The sequence below is a fragment of the Stenotrophomonas rhizophila genome, from assembly GCF_020857975.1.
GTDB classification, from domain to species: domain Bacteria; phylum Pseudomonadota; class Gammaproteobacteria; order Xanthomonadales; family Xanthomonadaceae; genus Stenotrophomonas; species Stenotrophomonas rhizophila_C.
Genome location: NZ_JACWUO010000008.1, coordinates 134,837 through 155,308 on the forward strand (window position 1 = coordinate 134,837; position 20,472 = coordinate 155,308).

The window sequence follows — 20,472 nt, forward strand, 5'->3', positions numbered from 1 at the left end:
CATGGCCGGCGCTGCACCGGCGCGCGTGCTGGTGCTGGGCCTGGGCTACAGCGGGCGGCATCTGGCCACCCTGCTGCAGGCCCGCGGCATCGACTGCAGCGGGACGGTGCGTGATACGTCGGCCGCTGCCGACAACGGATTGCAACGCCATCGCCTGGCCCCAGGCCAACCCGTCGATGTGGCGCTGCGCGAGGCGGTCCGGGCCTGCGATGCGATCCTCTGCAGTGTCCCGCCCGATGCCGACGGCGACCCGGCGCTGCGCCTGCTCGACGACGCGCTGCAGCAGGCAACGTCGTTGCGTTGGGTCGGCTATCTGTCCTCAACGGCCGTGTACGCCGACCGCGATGGCGGGTGGATCGATGGGCGGTCGGTGGCCGATGCCGGCGACGACACCGCACGCAGGCGCCTGCTGGCCGAACAGCAATGGCGCGCGTTCGCACAGGTCCGCAGTTGCGCCTCGGCAGTGTTCCGCCTGCCCGGCCTGTACGGGCGTGGCCGCAACGCGCTGGTGCAGCTGGCCCAAAGCAAGGCGCGCCACGTGGTACGGCCGGGGCTGGTGTTCAACCGGCTGCACGTGCAGGATCTGGCAACGGCGGTACTGGCGGCAATGCAGCGCCCGGCGGGCGATGCGCTGTACCTGCCGGCCGATGATGAACCCGCCCCGCCGCAGGATGTGCTGGCGCATGCGGCGGCGCTGGGCGGGCTGCCGTTACCCGCTGCGCAGGCCTGGGATGACCCGGCCGTGCCTGCATCGCTGCGACGCTTCTACAACAGCAACAAACGCATCGACAGTCGCGGCACGCGCGAGGCCTTGCAGTGGCAGCCGCGGTTCCCGACCTATCGCGAAGGGCTGGCCGATGCGTGGGCCCATGGAGACGGCCGGTAGCCCACGACCGTTGGTCGTGGGTGCCGCGCACCGATCCGTGCACCGACACGCGTACCGACCAACGGTCGGTACCCACCCTGTCAGGCGGCGTCAGGCAGCCTGAAGAAGCTGCGCGTCGCCGCAACGGCGTTCGCAGCGGTGGTCTCGACCTCTTCCCCCCGATCGCGCGCCAGTTCCTCGACGATATGCGACAGGTACATCGGCTCGTTGCGGCGGTCCTTGGGCAGCGGCTTGAGCGAGCGCGGCAGCAGGTAGGGCGCGTCGGTCTCGATCATCAACCGGTTGGCCGGGATGTGCTTGACCAGCTCGCGCAGGTGGCCGCCGCGGCGTTCGTCGCACAGCCAGCCGGTGATGCCGATGTACCAGTCCTGGTCCAGGTAGTCGAACAGTTCCTGGCGTTCGCCGGTGAAGCAGTGCACCACCGCCGCGCCGAGCTGGCCGTCGAAGTTCTTCATCTGCGCCATGAAATCGGCATGCGCATCGCGCTGGTGCAGGAACAGCGGCTTGCGCGCGCCATCGGCGCCGCGTACGTCGCTGGCAAGCTGCAGCTGGCGCTCGAACGCGCGGTGCTGGGCCGGGCGCGGGGCGAAATCGCGGAAGTAATCCAGCCCGCATTCGCCTACCGCCACCACTTCGGCGTGCGCATGCAGCGCACGCATGTCCGCATCGCATTCGTCGGTGTATTCCACCGCGTGGTGCGGGTGCACACCGGCGGTGGCATACAGGAAACCGGGGTGCTGGCGCGCCAGCTCCAGCGCCAGCGGCGAGTGTTCGCGGCTGGCGCCGGTGATCACCATCTGCACCACCCCGGCCTGGCGGGCGCGCGCCAGCACGGCGCCGCGGTCGCGGTCGAAGGAATCGTGGGTGAGGTTGGCGCCGATATCGATCAGGTGCATGGGGCTGCTGCAGGTCGGAAAAACCCGGCCATTGTACCCATGCCCCGCCGGCTCAATCGGTCGGCGTCGGCGCCAGCAGTACTTCCACCAGTTCACGCGAGAGGCCGGCCAGCCGCAGCTGCCCGCCGTCCTGCTGGATGGTGATGAACGGCGCGCCGCCGCGCTCGAAGGTGTCCTGGGCCGGTACCGGTCCACCGGTGCTGCCGCCCGGCAGCTGCAGGTACCAGACCTGCGCGCACGTCGCCTCGAACTTGGGCACCGGCTCGGGATAGATGCCGCCGCGCCCACTGACCGTGGCGGTGCGCAGCAAGGCCAGCAGGCGCGGCAGCAATGCGCTGCGCCGCAGCGCGCCGGGCATGTCGGCAGCGTCGACAAAGCGGTCGGGCGAGGTGCTCATCGCCACCAGCGCGTCACTGGCGCGCGATCCCGGCACCACCGTGGTGTCGGCCGACCGGCCCGCCTGCGCGCGCTCCTGCCAGAGCGCCTCGGTGGCATCGCGCAGGTAGGGCTGCATGTCCTGCTCGAACCGCTGCCGCCAGCCCTCGAACGCACGCTGCGCGGCCGCCCGGTCCCAAGCAGGCAGGGGGCAGCGCGCCGGCCGATCGTGGCGCTCCCAGCGCGTGGGCAGCCCCAGCGCGGCGCAGGCCTGGCATACCAACCCGCCCGCGGCGGCCTGTTCAAAACGCAGGCTGTGCGCATCGTCGCCGTTGCAGTCCGGGCGGTCGTCGAGCAGCAGGCGGAATCCATCGGCCTGCCGGCACAGCCACAGCAGGTCCTTGCGCCGGTCCAGCGTGCTGGCGGTCAACGCGTTGATGGTGATGTAGGCGACATCGTCGGCCAGCTGCAGGCTGGGGTACACCGCTTCGCGCAGGGTGCCGTCGGCCACCGCGCGCCGGATCGCGCCATCGTCGCTCAACCCGGCCGGCAGGTAACGCGCCTGGATTTGGGCCCGTGCCAGCATGGCCCAATGGTTGCCATCGTAGGGCGCCTGCAGCGGCCCGGTGGCACCGGCAGGTTCGGTGGCGAGCGTGGTGGACGACGTGGCCGCACATGCGACCAGCAACAACAGCATGCGTACGGCGCCAGACATCCGGGTTTCCGCGGTTTCGGGGCCGCACAGGGGAACACGCCGGCCGCGCGCTGGCAATGCACGGCGCTGCGCAGGCCGTATCCTAGCGCGATGAACACCCCGATTTTCCCGATCGCCACGCTGCTGCCGCAGATCCTCGAGCACCTGGCAATGCAGCCACGGCTGGTGCTGGAGGCGCCGCCCGGTGCCGGCAAGACCACCCAGGTGCCGCTGGCGTTGCTGGACGCACCGTGGCTGCAAGGCCGCAGGATCCTGATGCTGGAACCGCGCCGGGTGGCCGCGCGCAGCGCCGCGCAGTTCATGGCACGCCAGCTTGGCGAGGAGGTCGGCGGCACGGTCGGTTACCGCATCCGCTTCGAGAACAAGGTGTCGGCGCGAACCCGGGTGGAGGTGGTCACCGAAGGCATCCTCACCCGCATGCTGCAGGACGACCCGATGCTGGAGGGCGTGGGTGCGGTGCTGTTCGATGAATTCCACGAGCGCCACCTGGCCGCCGACCTCGGCCTGGCCCTGGCGCTGGATGTGCAGGCGCAGCTGCGCGAGGACCTGCGCATCGTGGTGATGTCGGCCACGCTGGATGGCGAGCGGCTGGCGCAGTTCCTGGACGCGCCGCGGCTGAGCAGCGCAGGGCGCAGCTACCCGGTGACGATCAGCCATTTCCCGGCGCGGCGCGAGGAAGCCCTGGAAGCGCAGGCGCGGCGCGCGGTGGAACAGGCACTGGCCGAGCACCCCGGCGACGTGCTGGTGTTCCTGCCCGGCCAGCGCGAAATCGCGCGCACCCAGGCCGCGCTGGAGCAGGTGCTGCCGGCCGGCGTGCAGGTGTTGCCGCTGCATGGCGAGTTGCCGGTGGAACAGCAGTCGCGGGTGCTGCAGCCCGACCCGCAGGGCCAGCGCCGGGTGGTGCTGGCCACCAACGTGGCCGAGTCCTCGGTGACCCTGCCCGGTGTGCGCGTGGTGATCGACGCCGGGCTGGCGCGCGAGCCGCGCTACGACCCCAACAGCGGCTTTGCGCGGTTGGATGTAGTCAGCATCGCGCAGGCCTCGGCCGACCAGCGCGCCGGGCGTGCCGGGCGCGTCGCCGAGGGCTGGGCATGGCGGCTGTGGCCGCAATCGCAGCGGCTGGAAGCGCAGCGGCGGCCGGAGATCGCCCAGGTCGAGCTGGCCGCGCTGGCACTGGAACTGGCCGCCTGGGGCAGCGATGACCTGCGTTTCGTCGATCCGCCGCCGGCCGGTGCACTGGCTGCCGCGCGCGAGCTGCTGCAGCGGCTGGGCGCGATCAGCGACAGCGGTGGCCTGACCGCACCGGGCCGGCGCATGCTGGCGCTGGGCACGCACCCCAGGCTGGCGGCGATGCTGCTGGCCGCCCACGGCGGCAGCGAACAGGCCCTGGCCTGCGACCTGGCCGCGCTGGTGGAAGCGCGCGACCCGCTGCGCCAGGGCGGCGATGCGCTGGCCGCGCGCTGGCGGGCGCTGGCCGCGTTCCGCCAGGGCCGCGCCCCGCACGACGCCAATCGGGGCGCCCTTGCCGCCATCGATGCGGCCAGCAAGCAGTGGCGGCGCCGCCTGCGCTGCGACACCCTGCCGCCCGGCTCGGTGGAAGCGCATGTGCTGGGCGACCTGCTCGCCCATGCCTTCCCCGACCGCATCGCCGCGCGCCATCCCACCGACCCCTTGCGCTACCTGCTGGCCAACGGCCGCAGTGCGCGCCTGTTCGACCCCAGCGACCTGCGCGGCGAGCCCTGGCTGGTGGCAGTGGAGTTGCGACACGAGGCGCGCGATGCGCTGCTGCTGCGCGCCGCACCGGTGGATGAAAACCGGCTGCGCCGTGATTTCCCGGCGCGTTTCAGCCAGCAGGATGTGGTGCGCTGGGACGCCGACAAGCGCGCACTGGTCGCCCGCCGCGAAACCCGTTTCGACCGCATCGTGCTGGACAGCCGTTCGGCCGGCCGGGTGGACCCGGCCCACGCCGCCGATGCCCTGACCGCGGCGGTGGCCGAGCTGGGGCTGGCGGCGCTGCCATGGACCGACGGCCTGCGCCAGTGGCAGGCGCGCGTGCTCGGCCTGCGTGCGTGGATGCCGGAACTGGCGCTGCCGGATCTGTCCGACGCGGCCTTGATGGCGACACTGTCGACCTGGCTGACTCCGTCCTTTGCCGGCAAGACCCGCCTGGACGCGCTGGACGAGTCGAGCTTGGGCGAGGCATTGAAATCGCCGCTGCCGTGGGCGCAGCGCCAGCTGGTCGACCGCCACGCACCGCTGCGCATGGCCGTGCCATCGGGCATGGAGCGGCCGATCCAGTATGCGCTCCAGGCCGATGGCGTCACCCCGCAGGCGCCGGTGCTGGCGGTGAAACTGCAGGAACTGTTCGGGCTGGCCGACACCCCGCGCATCGCCGATGGCCGCATCGCGCTGACGCTGCACCTGCTGTCCCCCGGCGGCCGTCCGTTGCAGGTCACCCAGGACCTGCGCAACTTCTGGGCCAGTACCTATGCCGAAGTAAAGAAGGAAATGAAGGGGCGTTATCCCAAGCACCCGTGGCCGGATGACCCGTGGACGGCAACGGCGACGCACCGCGCCAAGCCGCGCGGCACATGAACCGGCGGCGCCGGGCTGCCCCGCCGACGCGTTGGACAGGCAACACCGCGTGGCGGACGCAGCGGCAACCGCCGCCGCGCAGCGCCCGGCGCTGCCGGCAACGTGCCCACGGGGCATGCGCTGCATGCCCATTCATGGCTGCTGCCTGACCGCCCCAAACCGTGTCGCCTGCAGCACCGCCCACAAGCGGCTACAGTCGTGATCCGGCCGTGGTCGGCGGTAACACACGCCCTACACGGACCGCGCGCGACACTGGACCAGAACTTAGGCAAAGGACCCCCCATGAGCAAATTGACCGTGATTACCGACCGCGCCCTCGAGCGCGCCCTGGAGTTGGCCAGCAGTGCCGGCGACGGCCTCAAGCATGCCGGCAGCAACCTGCGCCACCTCGGCCCGCAGGCCACCGACTGGATCAAGGCCGGTGCCGCCCTCGGTGCAGTCAGGACCGGCGGCAAGGTCGCGGCCAAGGTCGTCCGCCGCAACCCGGCGGTGACCATCGCCGCCGCCGCAGTGGGCGTGGGCCTGCTCGGCTACGCGCTGTACCGCAAGCAGCAGAAAAAGAAGCTCGCCAATGGTGGCGTGGTGGACGGCCAGGCGCAGCGCATCAGCGCGCGCAACCGCCGCAACGATACGGTGGTGGACGAACACAGCGACATCGGCAGCGACGCCTGATCCTGCCCGGTTACCGTTGCAGCATCGAAAACCGCCGGCCATGTCCGGCGGTTTTTTTTGACACGCAGCCACCCATGGGGTGGCTCTACTCTATCTGGCGCCACTGGCCCGGTTGCAGGCCGTCGAGCGCGTGGCTGCCCATCGATACCCGCACAAGGCGCAGGGTGGGCAAGCCCACTGCGGCGGTCATCCGCCGTACCTGGCGGTTGCGGCCCTCGCGCAGGGTGATCGCCAGCCAGCTGTCGGGCACGGTCTTGCGGAAGCGTACCGGTGGCTCGCGCACCCACAGCGCAGGCGCGGGATCGAGACGTTCCACCTTCGCCGGCAGGGTCGGCCCGTCATTGAGCTGCACCCCGCGGCGCAGCGCCTGCAGCTGTTCATCACCGACCACGCCCTCCACCTGCACCCAATAGGTCTTGTCGGCCTTGTGCCGCGGGTCGGTGAGGGCATGCGCCAGCCCCCCGTCATCGGTCAGCAGCAGCAGGCCCTCGCTGTCGTAGTCCAGCCGCCCGGCCGCATATACCGCCGGCGGCAGGCCGAAGCCGGCCAGGGTGGTACGAGGCGGCTGGCTGCGGTCGGTGAACTGGCACAGCACGTTGAACGGTTTGTTGAAGGCAATCAGCATGGCGGAAACAACAGCGGGGGACGGGCCATTGTCCCATCCCCCGCTCGTCTGTGATGCAGGGCAACCGGCAGCGGGCGCTGTGGGTCAGGGCTTCACGAAGCGCAGGGTCATGCGGTCGCTCTCGCCGATGGCCTGGTATTTGGCATCGTCGGCCTTGTCATGCTGGTTGGTCGGCGGCAGGGTCCACACCCCGTTCGGGTGGTCCTTGGTGTCGCGCGGGTTGGCGTTGATCTCGCTGCTGCCGGCCAGTTTGAAGCCGGCCGCTTCGGCCATCGCGATCACCTGCTTCTGGCCCACGTATCCGCTCTTGTCGTCGGCCGGCACATCGGCCTTGGCACGGTGTTCGACCACGCCCAGCACGCCACCGGGCTTGAGCACCTTGTAGAAGCCCGTGAACATCCCTTCGGCCTGGTTGGCGCTGCGCCAGTTGTGCACATTGCGGAAGGTCAGCACCACGTCGGCCGAGTTGTCCGCACCGAACTGCGGCGCGGTGGGGTTGTAGGCCACTACCTGGCTCTTGCCATACAGCGCGGCATTGGCGGCGAACTTCTTGTCCAGGCCGTCGCGGCTGCGCTGCTGGTAGTCACGGCCGCGGCCTTCGGGCACCGCCATCGGGTCGACCACCGCCGCGACATAGGTGCCCTTGTCGTGCAGCAGCGGGCCCAGGATTTCCGCGTACCAGCCGCCGCCCGGGGTGATCTCGATGACGGTCTTGCCCGGCGCCACACCGAAGAACGACAGCGTCTGCGCCGGATGCCGCCACGCATCGCGCTTGACGTTGGCCGGATCGCGCCAGTTGCCCTGCACCGCCGTCTGCACCGCCGGGGTGATCGCGATCTGTGCATTGGGGCCGGCCGGCTTGGTCGCCAGGGCCGGGGCGGACAGCAGCAGCGTGGACAAGGTGAACAGGCAGGCGGTGGTCAACGAACGGGTCTTCATCGGCGTACTCCAGTGGCGGGATGCGGCGAGACTAGCAGCCGCGCTGTCCCAGGTGTTCACAAAACGTTACTGCGATGCAGCAAGTCGGAACACTGTTTTGTGGCATTCGGCGCAACGCTGTCATGTCCGCCGACTTATCCTGTGGCACTGGATTTCCATTGGAAGACATCGCCCATGACTGCATCGCGCGAACTCGGCCGCTCCGGCCTGACGGTCCACCCCATCGCATTCGGTGGCAACGTGTTCGGCTGGAGCGCCGACGAGAAGACCTCGTTCGCGCTGCTGGATGCCTTCGTCGACGCCGGCTTCAACCTGGTCGATACCGCCGATGCGTATTCGGCGTGGGTGCCGGGCAACGCCGGCGGTGAATCGGAAACCATCCTGGGGCGCTGGTTCCAGCGCAGCGGCAAGCGCGGCCGGGTGGTGCTCGCCACCAAGGTGGGCAAGTGGGCCGAGCGCCCGGGCCTGTCGGCCGACAATATCGCCGCGGCAGTGGAGGATTCGCTGCGCCGCCTGCAGACCGATGTGATCGACCTGTACCAGGCGCATGCAGACGATGAGTCCACGCCGCTGGAAACCACGCTGGCCGCGTTCGGCCGCCTGATCGAACAGGGCAAGGTGCGCGCCATCGGTGCGTCCAACTACAGCGCCAGCCGCCTGCGCGATGCGCTGGCGGTATCGGCCGACTACAAGCTGCCACGCTACGAAACCCTGCAGCCGGAGTACAACCTGTACGACCGCGCCGGCTACGAAGCCGAGCTGGAACCGCTGGTGCGCGAGCACGGGCTCGGCGTGATCGGTTACTACTCGCTGGCCAGGGGTTTCCTCAGCGGCAAGTACCGCCGTGCCGAGGACGCCGGCAAGAGCAGCGCGCGCGGGCAGAGCGTGGTGGACGCCTATCTCAACCCGCGCGGCGTGCGCATCCTGACCGCGCTGGATGACATCGGCAGCAAACACAACGCCACGCCGTCGCAGATCGCGCTGGCATGGTTGATCGCGCGCCCCGGCGTTGCCGCGCCGATTGTCAGCGCCACCAGCGTCGAACAGTTGCAGGACGTGCTGGCCGCCGCGCGCGTGGCACTGTCGGCTGCGGACGTGGCACAGCTGGATGCGGCCAGCGCCGAGCTGGGCTGAACGGTCGCACGGGCGGCTGCCGCCCACTCCCCACGGCCACCTGCGGGTGGCCGTTGTGGTTCAGGCTACCGCGCTGTCCTCGGCAACCAATGCGTGGTGCAGGCTGATCCCGGCGCGCACGCCTTCGGCATTGGCCAGGGTGATGTTGCCGACCACGCTGGCATCGCCGGCCGCATAGACGCCCGGCACGCTGGTCTGCTTCTGCGCATCCACCTGCACCAGCACACCGATCGGGCTTTCCTCCAGCGCACAGCCCAGCTGTTCGACCAGTGCCGACCCCATGTGCTGGCGGGCGGTGACGAACAGCGCGCGCAGATCGAGGTGGCGCCCATCGGCGAGGCGGGCGCCGCTCAACTGCGGTGCATCGCCCTCCAGGCCGACGACCTGCTCCCATTCCAACCGCACGCCGCGCCGCTGCAGCATCGCCAGTTCATCGGGCTCGATCGCCATGCCGTGCGCGAACAGCGTGACCTGGCCCCAGTCGGCCAGCAGGCCGGCCATCCGCGTGGACATCGCATGTCCACCCAGCAGGCCGATCGCGCCGCCACCCACTTCGTAGCCATGGCAGTACGGACAATGGATCACGCTGGTGCCCCAGCGTTCGGCCAGGCCCGGCAGCGCGGGAAGTTCGTCGCGGATGCCGGTGGCCAGCAACAGCTTGCGCGTGGCCCAGGTCTCACCGCCGGCGGTGGTCACCGCGAAACCGTCCACGGTGGCCTGGGCTGCGGTGGCGGTAGCGCTGAGCCAGCGCACCGTGGGGTAGTCCAGCAGCTGTGCCTTGGCCTGCCGCAACAGGTCGCTGCCGACGATGCCGTCCATGCCCAGTACGCCATGGGAGTGCGCGGCGAAACGGTTGCGCGGCAGGCCGCTGTCGATCACCAGCACGCTGCGGCGCGCACGGGCCAGCATCAGGGCGGCGGACAGGCCGGCGAAACTGCCGCCGACGATCAGGGCATCTACGGTCACGGGGAAACTCCTGCAGCGTGGTGGGCCAGATGGCGGGCGAAGTCGGCGCCGAGGGTGGCCAGGGTCGTGCCGCGCAGGCGCTGTTCGAGCAGGGCCTGGGCCTGGCGGTAGCTGTCATCGAGCGCGGCATTGACCACCTGCTGCACCGGGCAGCCGCGGCCACTGTCGCGCGCGCCGGTATGCAGCAGCGGCGGCGCGCCGATCGCCACGTACACATCGTGCAGGGTGATGCCGGCCGGATCGCGTGCCAACTGGCTGCCGCCGCCATGGCCGCGCACATTGGCGACCAGCCCGCCCTTCTGCAGCATGGCCAGCAGGCGCCGGATCACCACCGGGTGGGTGGGCAGGCAGGTGGCCAGCTGTTCGGAAGTGCGCGGGCCGTCCTGGCCGACCAGATGGGCCATCACGTGCAGGGCGTCGGAGAACTGGTTGCTGGATTTCATGTAACAACAATAGTTACAAATAGACCAGCTGTCCAGCCCTGCCCTGCTCAGCGCACGTAGGGGGTACCGACCATGGCGGCGGCCAGATGGTCCAGGAACGAGCTGATCCGGGCCGATACCGCGGTGTTGCGGTAATACACCGCGTGGATCGGCTGGCGCAGCTGGTTGCGGCCAGCGCCGAGCCGGGCTGAGCGGTCGCACAGGCGCTGCCGCCACCGTCGCCTGCCTGTGGCCCCGTAGGCGCCGCGCTGTCCTCGGCGACCAGTGCATGGTGCAGGCTGACTCGGGCGCGCACGTCTTCGGCATTGACCATGGTGATGTTGCCCAATGGTCCGCGACAGCAACGCGCTGGTGAACGCGCATATCAAGGTCAAGCTGCGCGCGATCGAGTTCATGGGCCGCTCGGCCGCGGCGCGCAGCATGGAAGAACAGGCGATCGCGCTGAACAATGCGGTAGATGTGTTCGTGCTGGATGCCGGGCCCGGCACCGCGGCAAGGCTGGCGCACGCGGTGTAACCGGAGCGGAGTGCTGGCCGCAGCAAGGTGTCAGGGCATCGTTTCCCACAGGGTTCTCGACATCATCGAGGTGAAGATGCCCGGGGCCGACGGACAGTCCATTTTACCCCGGGAGACAATTCCGGCCAGCAGATACGTATGCCGCGCTGGATGCCACACAAGCAGCGGGCCACCGCTGTCGCCGAAGCACACACTCGCACTCCGGTCTCCCGCACAGATATCGGTCTCCGGGTTCACTGTCCCTTTTGGCTCATCAGGGTCACCTTGCTCATGGCTTGCCTGGCATATCAGGGTATCGACGATCGGGATGTCGACCATCTGCAGGTGCGACGTGCCGCTGTCGGGGTCGCCCGCATTTACCCAACCCCAGCCCAGCGCCCGTACCGTTTCACCATCTGCCAGCGACATGTCCAATGGCGCCAGCGCCACCGGCTCGATACCCACTACCGGCTCGTCCAACTCAAGGATCGCGAAGTCGTAGCTGCCCAGGCTCTCCGGCGCACTGGCCAGCGGATGGATGGTACGTGCGATGACCTTTCGCACCTGTCCAGAGGTCGGGTCGGTCAAATCGGTGCGGCCCACAACGACGAAGAGTTGGGTTGGATCGGAGGTGCCATAGCAATGCGCCGCAGTGACCACCTCTCGGTCGCTGATCAATGCCCCACCACAGAAATGACCAGGTATTAAAGACAACTGGATCGATACGGTGAAGGGATAGTCACCCACCGGTACGTCGACGCCGCCGATGATGCGCGGTTGCACCGGTTCGTCTGCAGCCAGCGCGACGAGGGGCGCCAGCAGCAGCACCGACAGACACACCATCCGGCAGATCGAATGTGTCGGGGTTTGGACACGCGTATGCGGCAGCTGCGCGCGCAGAACAACGGCAGCACGCAGAGCATGGAGAATGTCGGCAACAACCATGGGCTACTCCGTTCAACAGATGGCGAGAAGTCGCAATGGTAGAACGATGATTTTTGCGTGCTAGGAATGCAGCGCACACTTCCGTGCATATTGCACATTTGACGCAGACAGGTGGCGCACCTGGCCAGGCGCTGCACGGGTGCAGAGGCTCTACAGCGGCGGAGTGCTTCGCATCACCGCACGTACGGGTCGCCGACCATCGCCGCGGCCAGATGGTCCAGGAACGAGCTGATCCGCGCCGACACCGCGGTGTTGCGGTAATACACCGCGTGGATCGGCTGGCGCACCTCCACGGTGAGCGCCGGCAGCACCGGCACCAGCATGCCGGCGTCGCGGTCGCGGTGGGTCATGAAGTCGGACAGGCAGACGATGCCAACCCCTTCCAGCGCCAGCGCGCGCAGGGTTTCGCCGCTGGACGCCGCCACCGCCGGGCGCACGTGCAGCAGCGCATCGGTATCGCCGGGCAGCGGCCAATGGTTGAGCGAGTCCGGTTCGTTGAAGCCCAGCAGGGTGTGCCCGCGCAGGTCGGCCACGCTGGCCGGGGTGCCGTGCTGCTGCAGGTAGGCCGGGCTGGCCATCACCCGCAGCCGGCTGTGCGCCAGCGGCCGCGCATGCAAGGTGGAATCGGCCAGCGGCCCGATCCGGATCGCCACGTCGGTGCGCCGTTCCAGCAGGTCGATATAGCGTTCGCTGCTGTTGAGTTCCAGCGCCACGTCCGGGTACTGCGCCCGGTAGCCGGCCACCAGCGGTGCGATCACGTGCAGCACGAACGGCGTCGCCGCATCCACGCGCAGGCGCCCGGCCGGGCGCTGCCGGCGCGCGGCGATCTGCTCCTCGGCCGCCTCCACCGACGCCACGATCGCGCGGGCCTGGGCCAGGAACGCATCGCCTTCCTCGGTCAACTGCAGGCGTCGGGTGGTACGGGTCAGCAGGGTGGTGCCCAGCTTTTCCTCCAGCCGCGCCAGCGCCCGGCTGACCCCGGAGGTGGTCTGGCCCAGCAGCTCGGCCGCGGCGGTGATCGACCCGCTGTCGATCACCGCGATGAAGGCCTGCATTTCGTCGAGGGTGGTTTTCATGGCGGTGTCGGCGGTGGGCGTTGCCTATTATTGACCTTGGGGCAAGAGTGATTGGCGTGAAGGCAGCTTTTTCGGCAAGAGTGCCGCGCGCAGACTGCGCAGCCTCTTCCTTCCACCGGTAACGTCCATGTCCCGTGGCATCCCCCTGGCACTGCTGGCGCTCACCCTTGGCGCATACGCCATCGGCACCACCGAATTCGTCATCGTCGGGCTGATCCCGACCATCGCCGCCGATCTCGGCGTGTCCCTGCCGTCGGCCGGGCTGCTGGTCTCGCTGTACGCCTTGGGCGTGGCCGTGGGCGCGCCGGTGCTGACCGCGCTGACCGGGCGGGTGCCGCGCAAGACCCTGCTGGTGGCGCTGATGGTGCTGTTCACCCTGGGCAACGTGATTGCCTGGATGGCGCCGGGCTACGGCTCGCTGATCGTGGCCCGGGTACTGACCGGGCTGGCGCATGGCGTGTTCTTCTCGATCGGCTCGATCATCGCCACCTCGGTGGTGCCCAGGGAAAAGGCCGCCAGCGCGATCGCGATCATGTTCACCGGCCTGACCGTGGCGCTGGTTACCGGGGTGCCGCTGGGCACCTTCATCGGCCAGCACCTGGGCTGGCGCGCCACCTTCCTGGCGGTGGCCGCGCTGGGGGTGGTCGCGCTGGTTGGCAGCCTGCTGTTCGTGCCGCGCAACCTGCAACGCAGTGAACCGGCCACGTTCGGCCAGCAGTTGGCGGTGCTGGCCCAGCCGCGCCTGCTGCTGGTGTATGCGATCACCGCGCTCGGCTATGGCGGCACCTTCCTGTCGTTCACCTACCTGGCCTCGATCCTGCAGGACGTCAGCGGTTTCTCGGCCAATGCGGTCAGCGGCGTGCTGCTGGTATACGGGGTGTCGGTGGCGGTCGGCAACCTGTGGGGCGGCCGCCTGGCCGACCGTCGCGGCCCGATCCCGGCGTTGAAGCTGATCTTCGGCTTGCTGGCCGCCGTGCTGTTCGTGCTCACCTTCACCGCGCACAACACCTGGCTGGTGCTGCTGACCGTACTGGCGCTGGGCGCGGTGGCCTTCGGCAACGTGCCGGGGCTGCAGGTGTACGTGGTCAAGCAGGCGCAGCGGTTCGCCCCGCAGGCGGCCGATGTGGCCTCGGGCCTGAACATCGCCGCGTTCAACGTCGGCATCGCCTTCGGTGCCTCGCTGGGCGGGCTGGTGGTGGACCACCTGGGCCTGATGCACACCCCATGGCTGGGCGCACTGGTGGTGCTGGGCGCGCTGGGCCTGACCGTGCTGAGCGGCTGGCTGGACCGCCGCGATGGCATCGCCGACCGCGCCGAATGCATCACCGTCGCCGCGCATTGACTGCAATACCGCGTTGTTTCCTCCCTACGTATCGTTAGCACCCCACGGCGTACCGTCGGGTGTCCCCCATCAAGGAGTTTCCATGAGCATTCCCGCCTTTGGCCTGGGCACCTTCCGCCTGAAGGGCCAGACCGTGATCGATTCGGTGCGCAACGCACTGGATGTCGGCTACCGCGCCATCGATACCGCGCAGATCTATGAGAACGAAGCCGAGGTTGGCCAGGCCATCGCCGAATCCGGCGTGGCCCGCGATGATCTGTTCATCACCACCAAGATCTGGATCGCCAACTTCCACCACGACGCGCTGCTGGCCAGCCTGCGCGAGAGCCTGCGCAAGCTGCGCACCGACCATGTCGAGCTGACCCTGATCCACTGGCCGTCGCCGAAGGATGCGGTGCCGATGGCCGAGTACCTGGGCGCGCTGGCGCAGGCCAAGGCCGAAGGCCTGACCCGGCAGATCGGCATTTCCAACTTCACCATTGCCCAGACCCGCCAGGCCATCGAGATCCTCGGTGCCGATGCGATCGCCACCAACCAGATCGAAGTCCACCCCTACCTGCAGAACCGCGCGCTGATCGCATTCCTGCGCGAACAAGGCATCGCTGTCACCGCGTACATGAGCCTTGCTTATGGCGAGGTACTGAAGGAGCCGGTGATGCTTGCCATCGCCGCACGCCACCAGGCCACTCCGGCCCAGGTCGCGCTGGCATGGGCGCTGCAGCAGGGGTATGCGGTGATTCCGTCCTCGACCCGGCGCGAGAACCTGGCCGGCAACCTGCTCGCCGCCGACCTGCGCCTGACCGACGAAGACATGGCGCAAATCGCCACCCTGGACCGCGGCCACCGCCTGGCCAACCCGGACGGCATTGCACCGGCCTGGGATTGAGGGACGGCTGATCGGCAGACGCGTGGTCCGCCGGTGGGGGTGATGCGGAGGATGCGGCATCGGCGGGTAGGGTCGGATGCCAATCGACTGCCGATCCTGCCGATTGGTGCGTCGGACGCATGAGCTTAGCCGAAGCAGCCATTTCGATAATGGTCATGCCATCAACGAACGTGGCAGCGTTATCGGCAGTCGATCGGGATGCGACCCTACCAGGAGGCGATCCGCGCGGGCCGTCGAAACATGCACGTCGATACAGGTCATGCCATCAACGAGCGCGGCACCGCCTTGGTAGGGTCGGATGCCAATCGACTGCCGGTGATGCCGATCGGGGCGTCTAATGCATGACCTTGGCCGAAGCAGCCATTTCGATAGTGGCCATGCCATCAACGAACGTGGCAGCGTTATCGGCAGTCGATCGGGATGCGACCCTACCCGGCGCCATTCGCACGGGCTGGGCCGAAGCGTGCATGCCGATGCCCCTCATGCCGACAATGCCGGCAGCGGTTCAGGCCTGCAACCACGTGCGCATCGCGGCACTGACTTCTTGCGGTTTTTCCATCGGCGCCAGGTGGCCGCAATCGGGCAACACCACCAGCGTCGATCCCGGCACCAGCGCGTGCATTTCCTCGCTGATCGCCAGCGGGGTGATGCGGTCGTTGGCACCGCAGACAATCAGCAGCGGATCGCGGTACCCGGCCAGCACGTCATGGCCATCCACCCGCTCCAATGCGCTCTGGCGCAGGAACACCTCCGCACCCAGCCGCGCAGTCATGTCGCGCACGCGTTGCACCAGCACGTAGTCGTCCAGCCGCGAGGCGTCGATGTAGCTGCGCATCAAGGTATCGCCGAATCCGTGGAATCTGCCGGGCAAACGCACGCCGGCCCGTTGCGATTGGCGCTGCGCGGCGCGCTCGGGCGAATCGGCACGGATCGAGGTGTCGATCAACGCAAGCCGCAGCACCCGCTCCGGCACAGTGCGCAGGATCTGCTGGGCGACAAAGCCGCCGAGCGAGAAACCAGCCAGGGCGAAACGCGGCGGCGCCTGCGCCAGCACGTCGTCGACCACGGCCTGCATCGTCTCGCCACGGGTCTGGTCGCCCACGATGCAGTCGGCGACGTCGGACAGGTCGGCCACCTGCGCGCGCCAGAGTTCAGCGTCATTGAGCAGGCCGGGGAGCAGTAGCAGGGGAAGGCGGTCGGTCATGCCCTATTGTCGCCGCGCCGGCGTGCACGTTCCGTGCCGCCGACGGCTCAGTGCGTTGCGGTATCTGGCACGTCCGGCACCTGTACCTCCTGCACCGGCAGGGTCACCACCATCACCGTGGAATCGTCCGGGTCCAGCTTGGTCTTGAAGCCCAGGCTCTGGCACATCGCCAGCATGGTGCTGTTCTCGCGCAGCACCTGGCCCTCGACGATGTTCAGGCCCAACCACTTCGCGTACTCGATCATGATCGCCATCAGCCGCCAACCGATGCCCTGGCCCTTGAGGTCCGAACGGATCAGGATGCCGTACTCGCCGCGGTCGTAGTCGGCGTCGGCATGCAGGCGCACCGCGCCGAGCATGTCGCCACTGCGCGGGTCGATGGCCACCAGCGCGATCGAGCGGGCGTAATCAAGCTGGGTCAAGCGCGCGATGAATTCGTGACTGAAATGCTTCACCGACTGGAAGAAGCGCAGGCGCAGGTCGTCGTCGGTGACCCGGGCGAAGAACGCGCGGAACAGCGCGTCGTCTTCCGGGCGAACCGGGCGCACGAACGCCGGCGCGCCGTCGGACAGGGTAATGGTGCGTTCCCATTGCTTGGGATACGGGAACACCGCAAAGCGCGGATGGCCGCGGCCCTTGTGCAGTTTGCGCGAGGGTGCGATGGCCACGCGTGCGTCCAGCGCGATCACCCCGTCGCGGTCGGAGAGCAACGGGTTGATGTCCAGGCTGCGGATCTCGGGAATGTCCGCGGCCAGCTGCGCCAGCTTGACCAGGATCAGTGCCACCGCGCGCTCATCGGCCGCCGGCACATCGCGGTAGGCCTTGAGGATGCGCGAAACGCGGGTGCGGCCGATCAGCTCGTGCGCCAGGCGCAGGTCCAGCGGCGGCAAGGCCAGCGCCTTGTCGTCGATCACTTCCACCGCGGTACCGCCGCGGCCGAACACGATCACCGGGCCGAAGGTGGGGTCGTCGGCGATGCCGGCGATCAGCTCGCGCGCCTTGGGCCGCACGATGGTCGGCTGCACCAGCACCCCGTCGATGCGCGCCTGCGGGCGCAGCTGGTGGGCGCGGGCCAGGATGGAGGTGGCCGCGGCGTGCACCGACTGCAGCGTGCCCAGGTTCAGGCGCACGCCGTCCACGTCGGATTTGTGCGGAATATCGGCCGAGAACACCTTTACCGCCACGGTCGCGCCCTGCTCCAGCAGCGGCTGGGCCAGGTCCATCGCTTCATGCGCATCGCGGGCCTGCATCACCGGCGCCGACGGAATGCCATAGGCGGTGAGCAGCTGGTGGGTGGCGATCGGGTCCAGCCATTGCTGCCCGGCGGCCAGCGCGGCCTCGACCAGCGCCCGGGCGGCGATGGTGTCGACCACGAAATCCTCGGGCAGGCTGGGCGGGGTTTCCATCAGCGCGGCCTGCGCATCGCGGTAGCGCACCAGATGCTGGAAGCCGCGCACCGCGTCGGCCTCGGTGGGATAGGTGGGCACGCGCGCGGCGTTGAGGGTGGCGGTGGCGCGGTCGTCGTTGCCCAGCCACACCGCGAATACCGGCTTGTCGCGGTGGTGGCGCGGGCGCAGGCCCAGGGTGCGGGTCAGCGCCTGGGCGGCATCGGCCGAGGAGGTGAACGCGGTGGGCACGTTAACCACCAGCACCGCATCGTTCTCGTTGTCGGACATCAGCGCGTCGATGGCGGCGGCGTAGCGTTCGCCGTCGGCGTCGACCACGATGTCGACCGGATTGCTGCGCGACCAGCCCTGCGGCAGCACCGCATCGAGCTGGGCGACCGTGGCCGGCGACAGTTCGGCCAGGCTGCCACGCAGGGCCAGCAGCTGGTCCACCGCCAGCCGCCCGACTCCGCCGCCGTTGCTGAGGATGGCCAGCCGACGGCCGGGGAAGGTGCCGAGCCGGCCCAGGGTTTCGGCGGCGGTGAACAGCTCGTCCAGCGCGCCCACGCGCAGCAGGCCGGCGCGGTTGAACGCGGCGCCATATACCGCATCGGCGCTGGCCAGGGCCTGCACGTGGGTATCGGCATCGGGATTGATGCGGATGTGGCGGCCGGACTTGACCACCACCACCGGCTTGGCGCGCGCGGCCGCACGTGCGGCCGACATGAACTTGCGCGCATCGCCGATGTGTTCGACGTAGAGCAGGATGGCGCGGGTGCGGTAGTCGGTGGCGAAGTAGTCCAGCAGGTCGCCGAAGTCCACATCCAGGGTGTCGCCCAGCGAGACCACCGCCGAGAAGCCGACCGAGCGCGCCACGCCCCACTCCACCAGGGCCGCGGCAATCGCGCTGGATTCGGAGATCAACGCCAGGTCGCCGGCCTGCGGGAAATGCGCTGCGATGCTCGCGTTCAAGCGCGCGTGCGGGGCGATCACGCCCAGGCAGTGCGGGCCGAGGATGCGCAGGCCCTTGGCGCGGGCAGCGGTTGCAACCTGTTCGGCCAGCGAGCCCGGACCCTGGCCGAGGTTGGCGGTGAGGATGATGGCCGCCGCCACGCCGCGTTCGGCGGCGGTGGCCACCACCTGCGGCACGATGCCGGCCGGTGCGGTGATCACCACCAGCTCGGGCACCCAGTCCAGGTCCTTGAGCCGCTTGACCGTGCGGATGCCGTCGATCTCGCCGTGGCGCGGGTTGATCCAGGCGACCTTGCCGGGGAAACCGGTGGCGCGCAGATTGCGCATCACCGCGCGGCCGGCCGAACGCTCGCGCGGGCTGCCGCCGATCACGGCAACCGACTGCGGACGGAACACGGATTGCAGGTGGTAGGTGCTCATGGGCTCGAACAATCACCGGGGGCGCATGTGCACACGGTACACGTCTTGAAATGGGGACGGGTGTAGTTAAGCCTCGCACTTAACTACACCCGTCCCCGTTTTGTTGCTAGAGCAGGGTGCCGCGCAGGATCATCGCGGCGATGCTGAAGTAGATGACCAGGCCGGTCACGTCGACCAGGGTGGCCACGAACGGCGCCGAGGCGCTGGCCGGGTCGAAGCCCAGGCGCTTGAGGATGAACGGCAGCATCGACCCGGACAGCGAGCCGAAGGTGACAATGCCGACCAGCGCCGCGCCGATGGTCAGCGCCAGCAGCTGCCAATGCTGGCCGTAGTCGTGCAGGCCCAGCAACTGCCAGGACACGATGCGGATGATCGCCAGCACGCCGAGGATGGCGCCCAGGGTCAACCCGGTCGGCACTTCGCGCAGGGCCACCTTCCACCAGTCGCGCAGGCGCAGCTCGCGCAGGGCCAGGCTGCGGATCAGCAGCGAGGTGGCCTGCGAGCCGGAGTTGCCGCCCGAACTCATGATCAGCGGAATGAACAGGGTCAGCACCACCGCACGGGCCAGCTCGTCTTCGTAGTGCTGCATGGCGCTGGCCGTGAGCATTTCGCCAACGAACAGCACGCTGAGCCAGCCGGCGCGCTTGCGGATCATCTCCAGGAAGCCGATCTGCATGTACGGCTTTTCCAGCGCCTCCATGCCGCCGAATTTGTGCACATCCTCGGTGGATTCCTCGATCAGCGCATCGAGGATGTCGTCCACGGTGACGATGCCCAGCACACGGCCCTGCGCGTCCATCACCGGGATCGCCAGCAGGTCGTGGCGGCGGATCAGCCGGGCCACTTCTTCCTGGTCGAGCATGGCATCGACGGTGACCGGCGGGTTGACCTGGGCCACGTCGAGGATGGCCTCCTCGGGCAGGCCGGTGATCAGCCGGCGCATGGTCACCACCTGCTGCAGCACCGCGCTGGCCGGGTCGAGCACGTAGATGGCGTAGACGGTCTCGCGGGTACGCTCGACTTCGCGGATGTGCTGCAGGGTGCGTCCGACCGTCCAGTCGGCCGGTACACTGACGAACTCGGTGGTCATCAGCGCACCGGCGGTGTGCGCCGGGTAGCTCAGCAGCTGCTGGATCGACTGCCGCGCCTCCACCGTGAGCAGTGGGATCAGCCGCGCACGCGCCTGGTCATCGAGCTGGTGGACGATGTCGGTGGCGCGGTCGTCGGCCATCAGCCCGAGCAGGGCCGCGGCGCGGACCACCGGCAGGGTCGCCACCAGTGCGCCGCTGCGGTTGAGCTCGGGCTGCTCGAGCATCTTGACCGCGCGCGGCAACGGCAGCGCTGCCAGGGTGTCGGCGGCGCGCGACAGCTCCAGGGTATTGAGGTATTCCACCGCGTCGGCGGTGTTGAAGTTTTCCAGGGGTGCGCCCAGGGAGGCGGCATCGGCCACCGGGCGCAGCAGGTCTTTCTGGTTCATCGGGTTCGCCTGTGGGGATCGCCA

General features: G+C 69.0%; 18 protein-coding genes and 1 pseudogene. 7 read left to right on the plus strand and 12 right to left on the minus strand.

Features of this window, described 5'->3' with window-relative positions; translation table 11 throughout:
• The first annotated feature begins 1 nt into the window (after position 1).
• Positions 2-886, plus strand: coding sequence for an NAD-dependent epimerase/dehydratase family protein (locus IC535_RS10090; RefSeq protein WP_228886121.1), 885 nt, complete (start codon positions 2-4; stop codon positions 884-886).
• Between the two features lie 80 nt (positions 887-966).
• Here the strand turns inward: IC535_RS10090 and IC535_RS10095 are convergent, their stop codons facing one another.
• Both IC535_RS10095 and IC535_RS10100 read right to left on the minus strand, forming a co-directional pair.
• Entirely contained in the window at positions 967-1,782 is an 816-nt protein-coding gene (locus IC535_RS10095) for a TatD family hydrolase (RefSeq protein ID WP_228886122.1), read from the minus strand.
• Between the two features lie 52 nt (positions 1,783-1,834).
• On the minus strand, positions 1,835-2,872 hold the full coding sequence (locus IC535_RS10100) for a hypothetical protein (RefSeq protein ID WP_228886123.1): 1,038 nt from the start codon (positions 2,870-2,872) through the stop codon (positions 1,835-1,837).
• Between the two features lie 90 nt (positions 2,873-2,962).
• Here IC535_RS10100 and hrpB point away from each other — a divergent pair, with 90 nt between their 5' ends.
• The gene (hrpB, locus tag IC535_RS10105; RefSeq protein WP_228886124.1) at positions 2,963-5,467 is read left to right on the plus strand and encodes an ATP-dependent helicase HrpB; all 2,505 of its coding nucleotides are present in this window, start codon (positions 2,963-2,965) and stop codon (positions 5,465-5,467) included.
• Between the two features lie 282 nt (positions 5,468-5,749).
• Positions 5,750-6,139, plus strand: coding sequence for a hypothetical protein (locus IC535_RS10110; protein ID WP_228886125.1), 390 nt, complete (start codon positions 5,750-5,752; stop codon positions 6,137-6,139).
• 85 nt (positions 6,140-6,224) lie between these two features.
• Here the strand turns inward: IC535_RS10110 and IC535_RS10115 are convergent, their stop codons facing one another.
• Together IC535_RS10115 and IC535_RS10120 are read right to left on the minus strand one after the other, a co-directional pair.
• Positions 6,225-6,764, minus strand: a complete 540-nt coding sequence (locus IC535_RS10115; RefSeq protein WP_228886126.1) for a pseudouridine synthase — start codon at positions 6,762-6,764, stop codon at positions 6,225-6,227.
• An 84-nt stretch (positions 6,765-6,848) separates the two neighbouring features.
• Entirely contained in the window at positions 6,849-7,703 is an 855-nt protein-coding gene (locus tag IC535_RS10120; protein ID WP_228886127.1) for a class I SAM-dependent methyltransferase, read from the minus strand.
• A 174-nt stretch (positions 7,704-7,877) separates the two neighbouring features.
• Here IC535_RS10120 and IC535_RS10125 point away from each other — a divergent pair, with 174 nt between their 5' ends.
• Entirely contained in the window at positions 7,878-8,837 is a 960-nt protein-coding gene (locus IC535_RS10125) for an aldo/keto reductase (protein WP_228886128.1), read from the plus strand.
• A gap of 60 nt (positions 8,838-8,897) precedes the next feature.
• Here the strand turns inward: IC535_RS10125 and IC535_RS10130 are convergent, their stop codons facing one another.
• From IC535_RS10130 to IC535_RS10140, 3 genes and pseudogenes are all read right to left on the minus strand, one after another.
• Positions 8,898-9,803, minus strand: coding sequence for an NAD(P)/FAD-dependent oxidoreductase (locus IC535_RS10130; RefSeq protein WP_228886130.1), 906 nt, complete (start codon positions 9,801-9,803; stop codon positions 8,898-8,900).
• Positions 9,800-10,246 (minus strand): Rrf2 family transcriptional regulator, encoded by a 447-nt coding sequence (locus IC535_RS10135; protein ID WP_228886131.1) that lies wholly within the window; start codon positions 10,244-10,246, stop codon positions 9,800-9,802. The genes IC535_RS10130 and IC535_RS10135 overlap by 4 nt, the downstream gene beginning before the upstream one ends.
• A gap of 47 nt (positions 10,247-10,293) precedes the next feature.
• A pseudogene (locus tag IC535_RS10140) lies at positions 10,294-10,404 on the minus strand (LysR family transcriptional regulator); the annotation flags it as partial.
• Between the two features lie 169 nt (positions 10,405-10,573).
• Between IC535_RS10140 and IC535_RS10145 the strand changes: the two are divergent.
• Complete coding sequence (locus IC535_RS10145) at positions 10,574-10,762, plus strand: hypothetical protein (protein ID WP_228886177.1); 189 nt, start codon at positions 10,574-10,576, stop codon at positions 10,760-10,762.
• A gap of 30 nt (positions 10,763-10,792) precedes the next feature.
• On the opposite strand, the gene IC535_RS10150 is transcribed toward IC535_RS10145, so the two are convergent.
• Positions 10,793-11,686 (minus strand): S1 family peptidase, encoded by an 894-nt coding sequence (locus tag IC535_RS10150; protein WP_228886132.1) that lies wholly within the window; start codon positions 11,684-11,686, stop codon positions 10,793-10,795.
• A 173-nt stretch (positions 11,687-11,859) separates the two neighbouring features.
• Positions 11,860-12,762 (minus strand): LysR family transcriptional regulator, encoded by a 903-nt coding sequence (locus IC535_RS10155; RefSeq protein WP_228886133.1) that lies wholly within the window; start codon positions 12,760-12,762, stop codon positions 11,860-11,862.
• Between the two features lie 127 nt (positions 12,763-12,889).
• Here IC535_RS10155 and IC535_RS10160 point away from each other — a divergent pair, with 127 nt between their 5' ends.
• Together IC535_RS10160 and dkgB are read left to right on the plus strand one after the other, a co-directional pair.
• Positions 12,890-14,104, plus strand: coding sequence for an MFS transporter (locus IC535_RS10160; RefSeq protein WP_228886134.1), 1,215 nt, complete (start codon positions 12,890-12,892; stop codon positions 14,102-14,104).
• An 82-nt stretch (positions 14,105-14,186) separates the two neighbouring features.
• Positions 14,187-14,990 carry a 2,5-didehydrogluconate reductase DkgB gene (dkgB, locus tag IC535_RS10165; protein WP_228886135.1) on the plus strand — a complete coding sequence of 268 codons (804 nt, stop codon included), beginning with the start codon at positions 14,187-14,189 and terminating at the stop codon, positions 14,988-14,990.
• Between the two features lie 505 nt (positions 14,991-15,495).
• On the opposite strand, the gene IC535_RS10170 is transcribed toward dkgB, so the two are convergent.
• The 3 genes from IC535_RS10170 to mgtE all read right to left on the minus strand — a co-directional run bounded on the left by IC535_RS10170 (position 15,496) and on the right by mgtE (position 20,448).
• Entirely contained in the window at positions 15,496-16,194 is a 699-nt protein-coding gene (locus IC535_RS10170) for an alpha/beta fold hydrolase (RefSeq protein WP_228886136.1), read from the minus strand.
• A gap of 47 nt (positions 16,195-16,241) precedes the next feature.
• Entirely contained in the window at positions 16,242-18,971 is a 2,730-nt protein-coding gene (locus tag IC535_RS10175; protein WP_228886138.1) for a bifunctional acetate--CoA ligase family protein/GNAT family N-acetyltransferase, read from the minus strand.
• Positions 18,972-19,077: 106 nt separating this feature from the next.
• On the minus strand, positions 19,078-20,448 hold the full coding sequence (mgtE, locus tag IC535_RS10180) for a magnesium transporter (protein WP_228886139.1): 1,371 nt from the start codon (positions 20,446-20,448) through the stop codon (positions 19,078-19,080).
• Positions 20,449-20,472 lie beyond the last annotated feature (24 nt).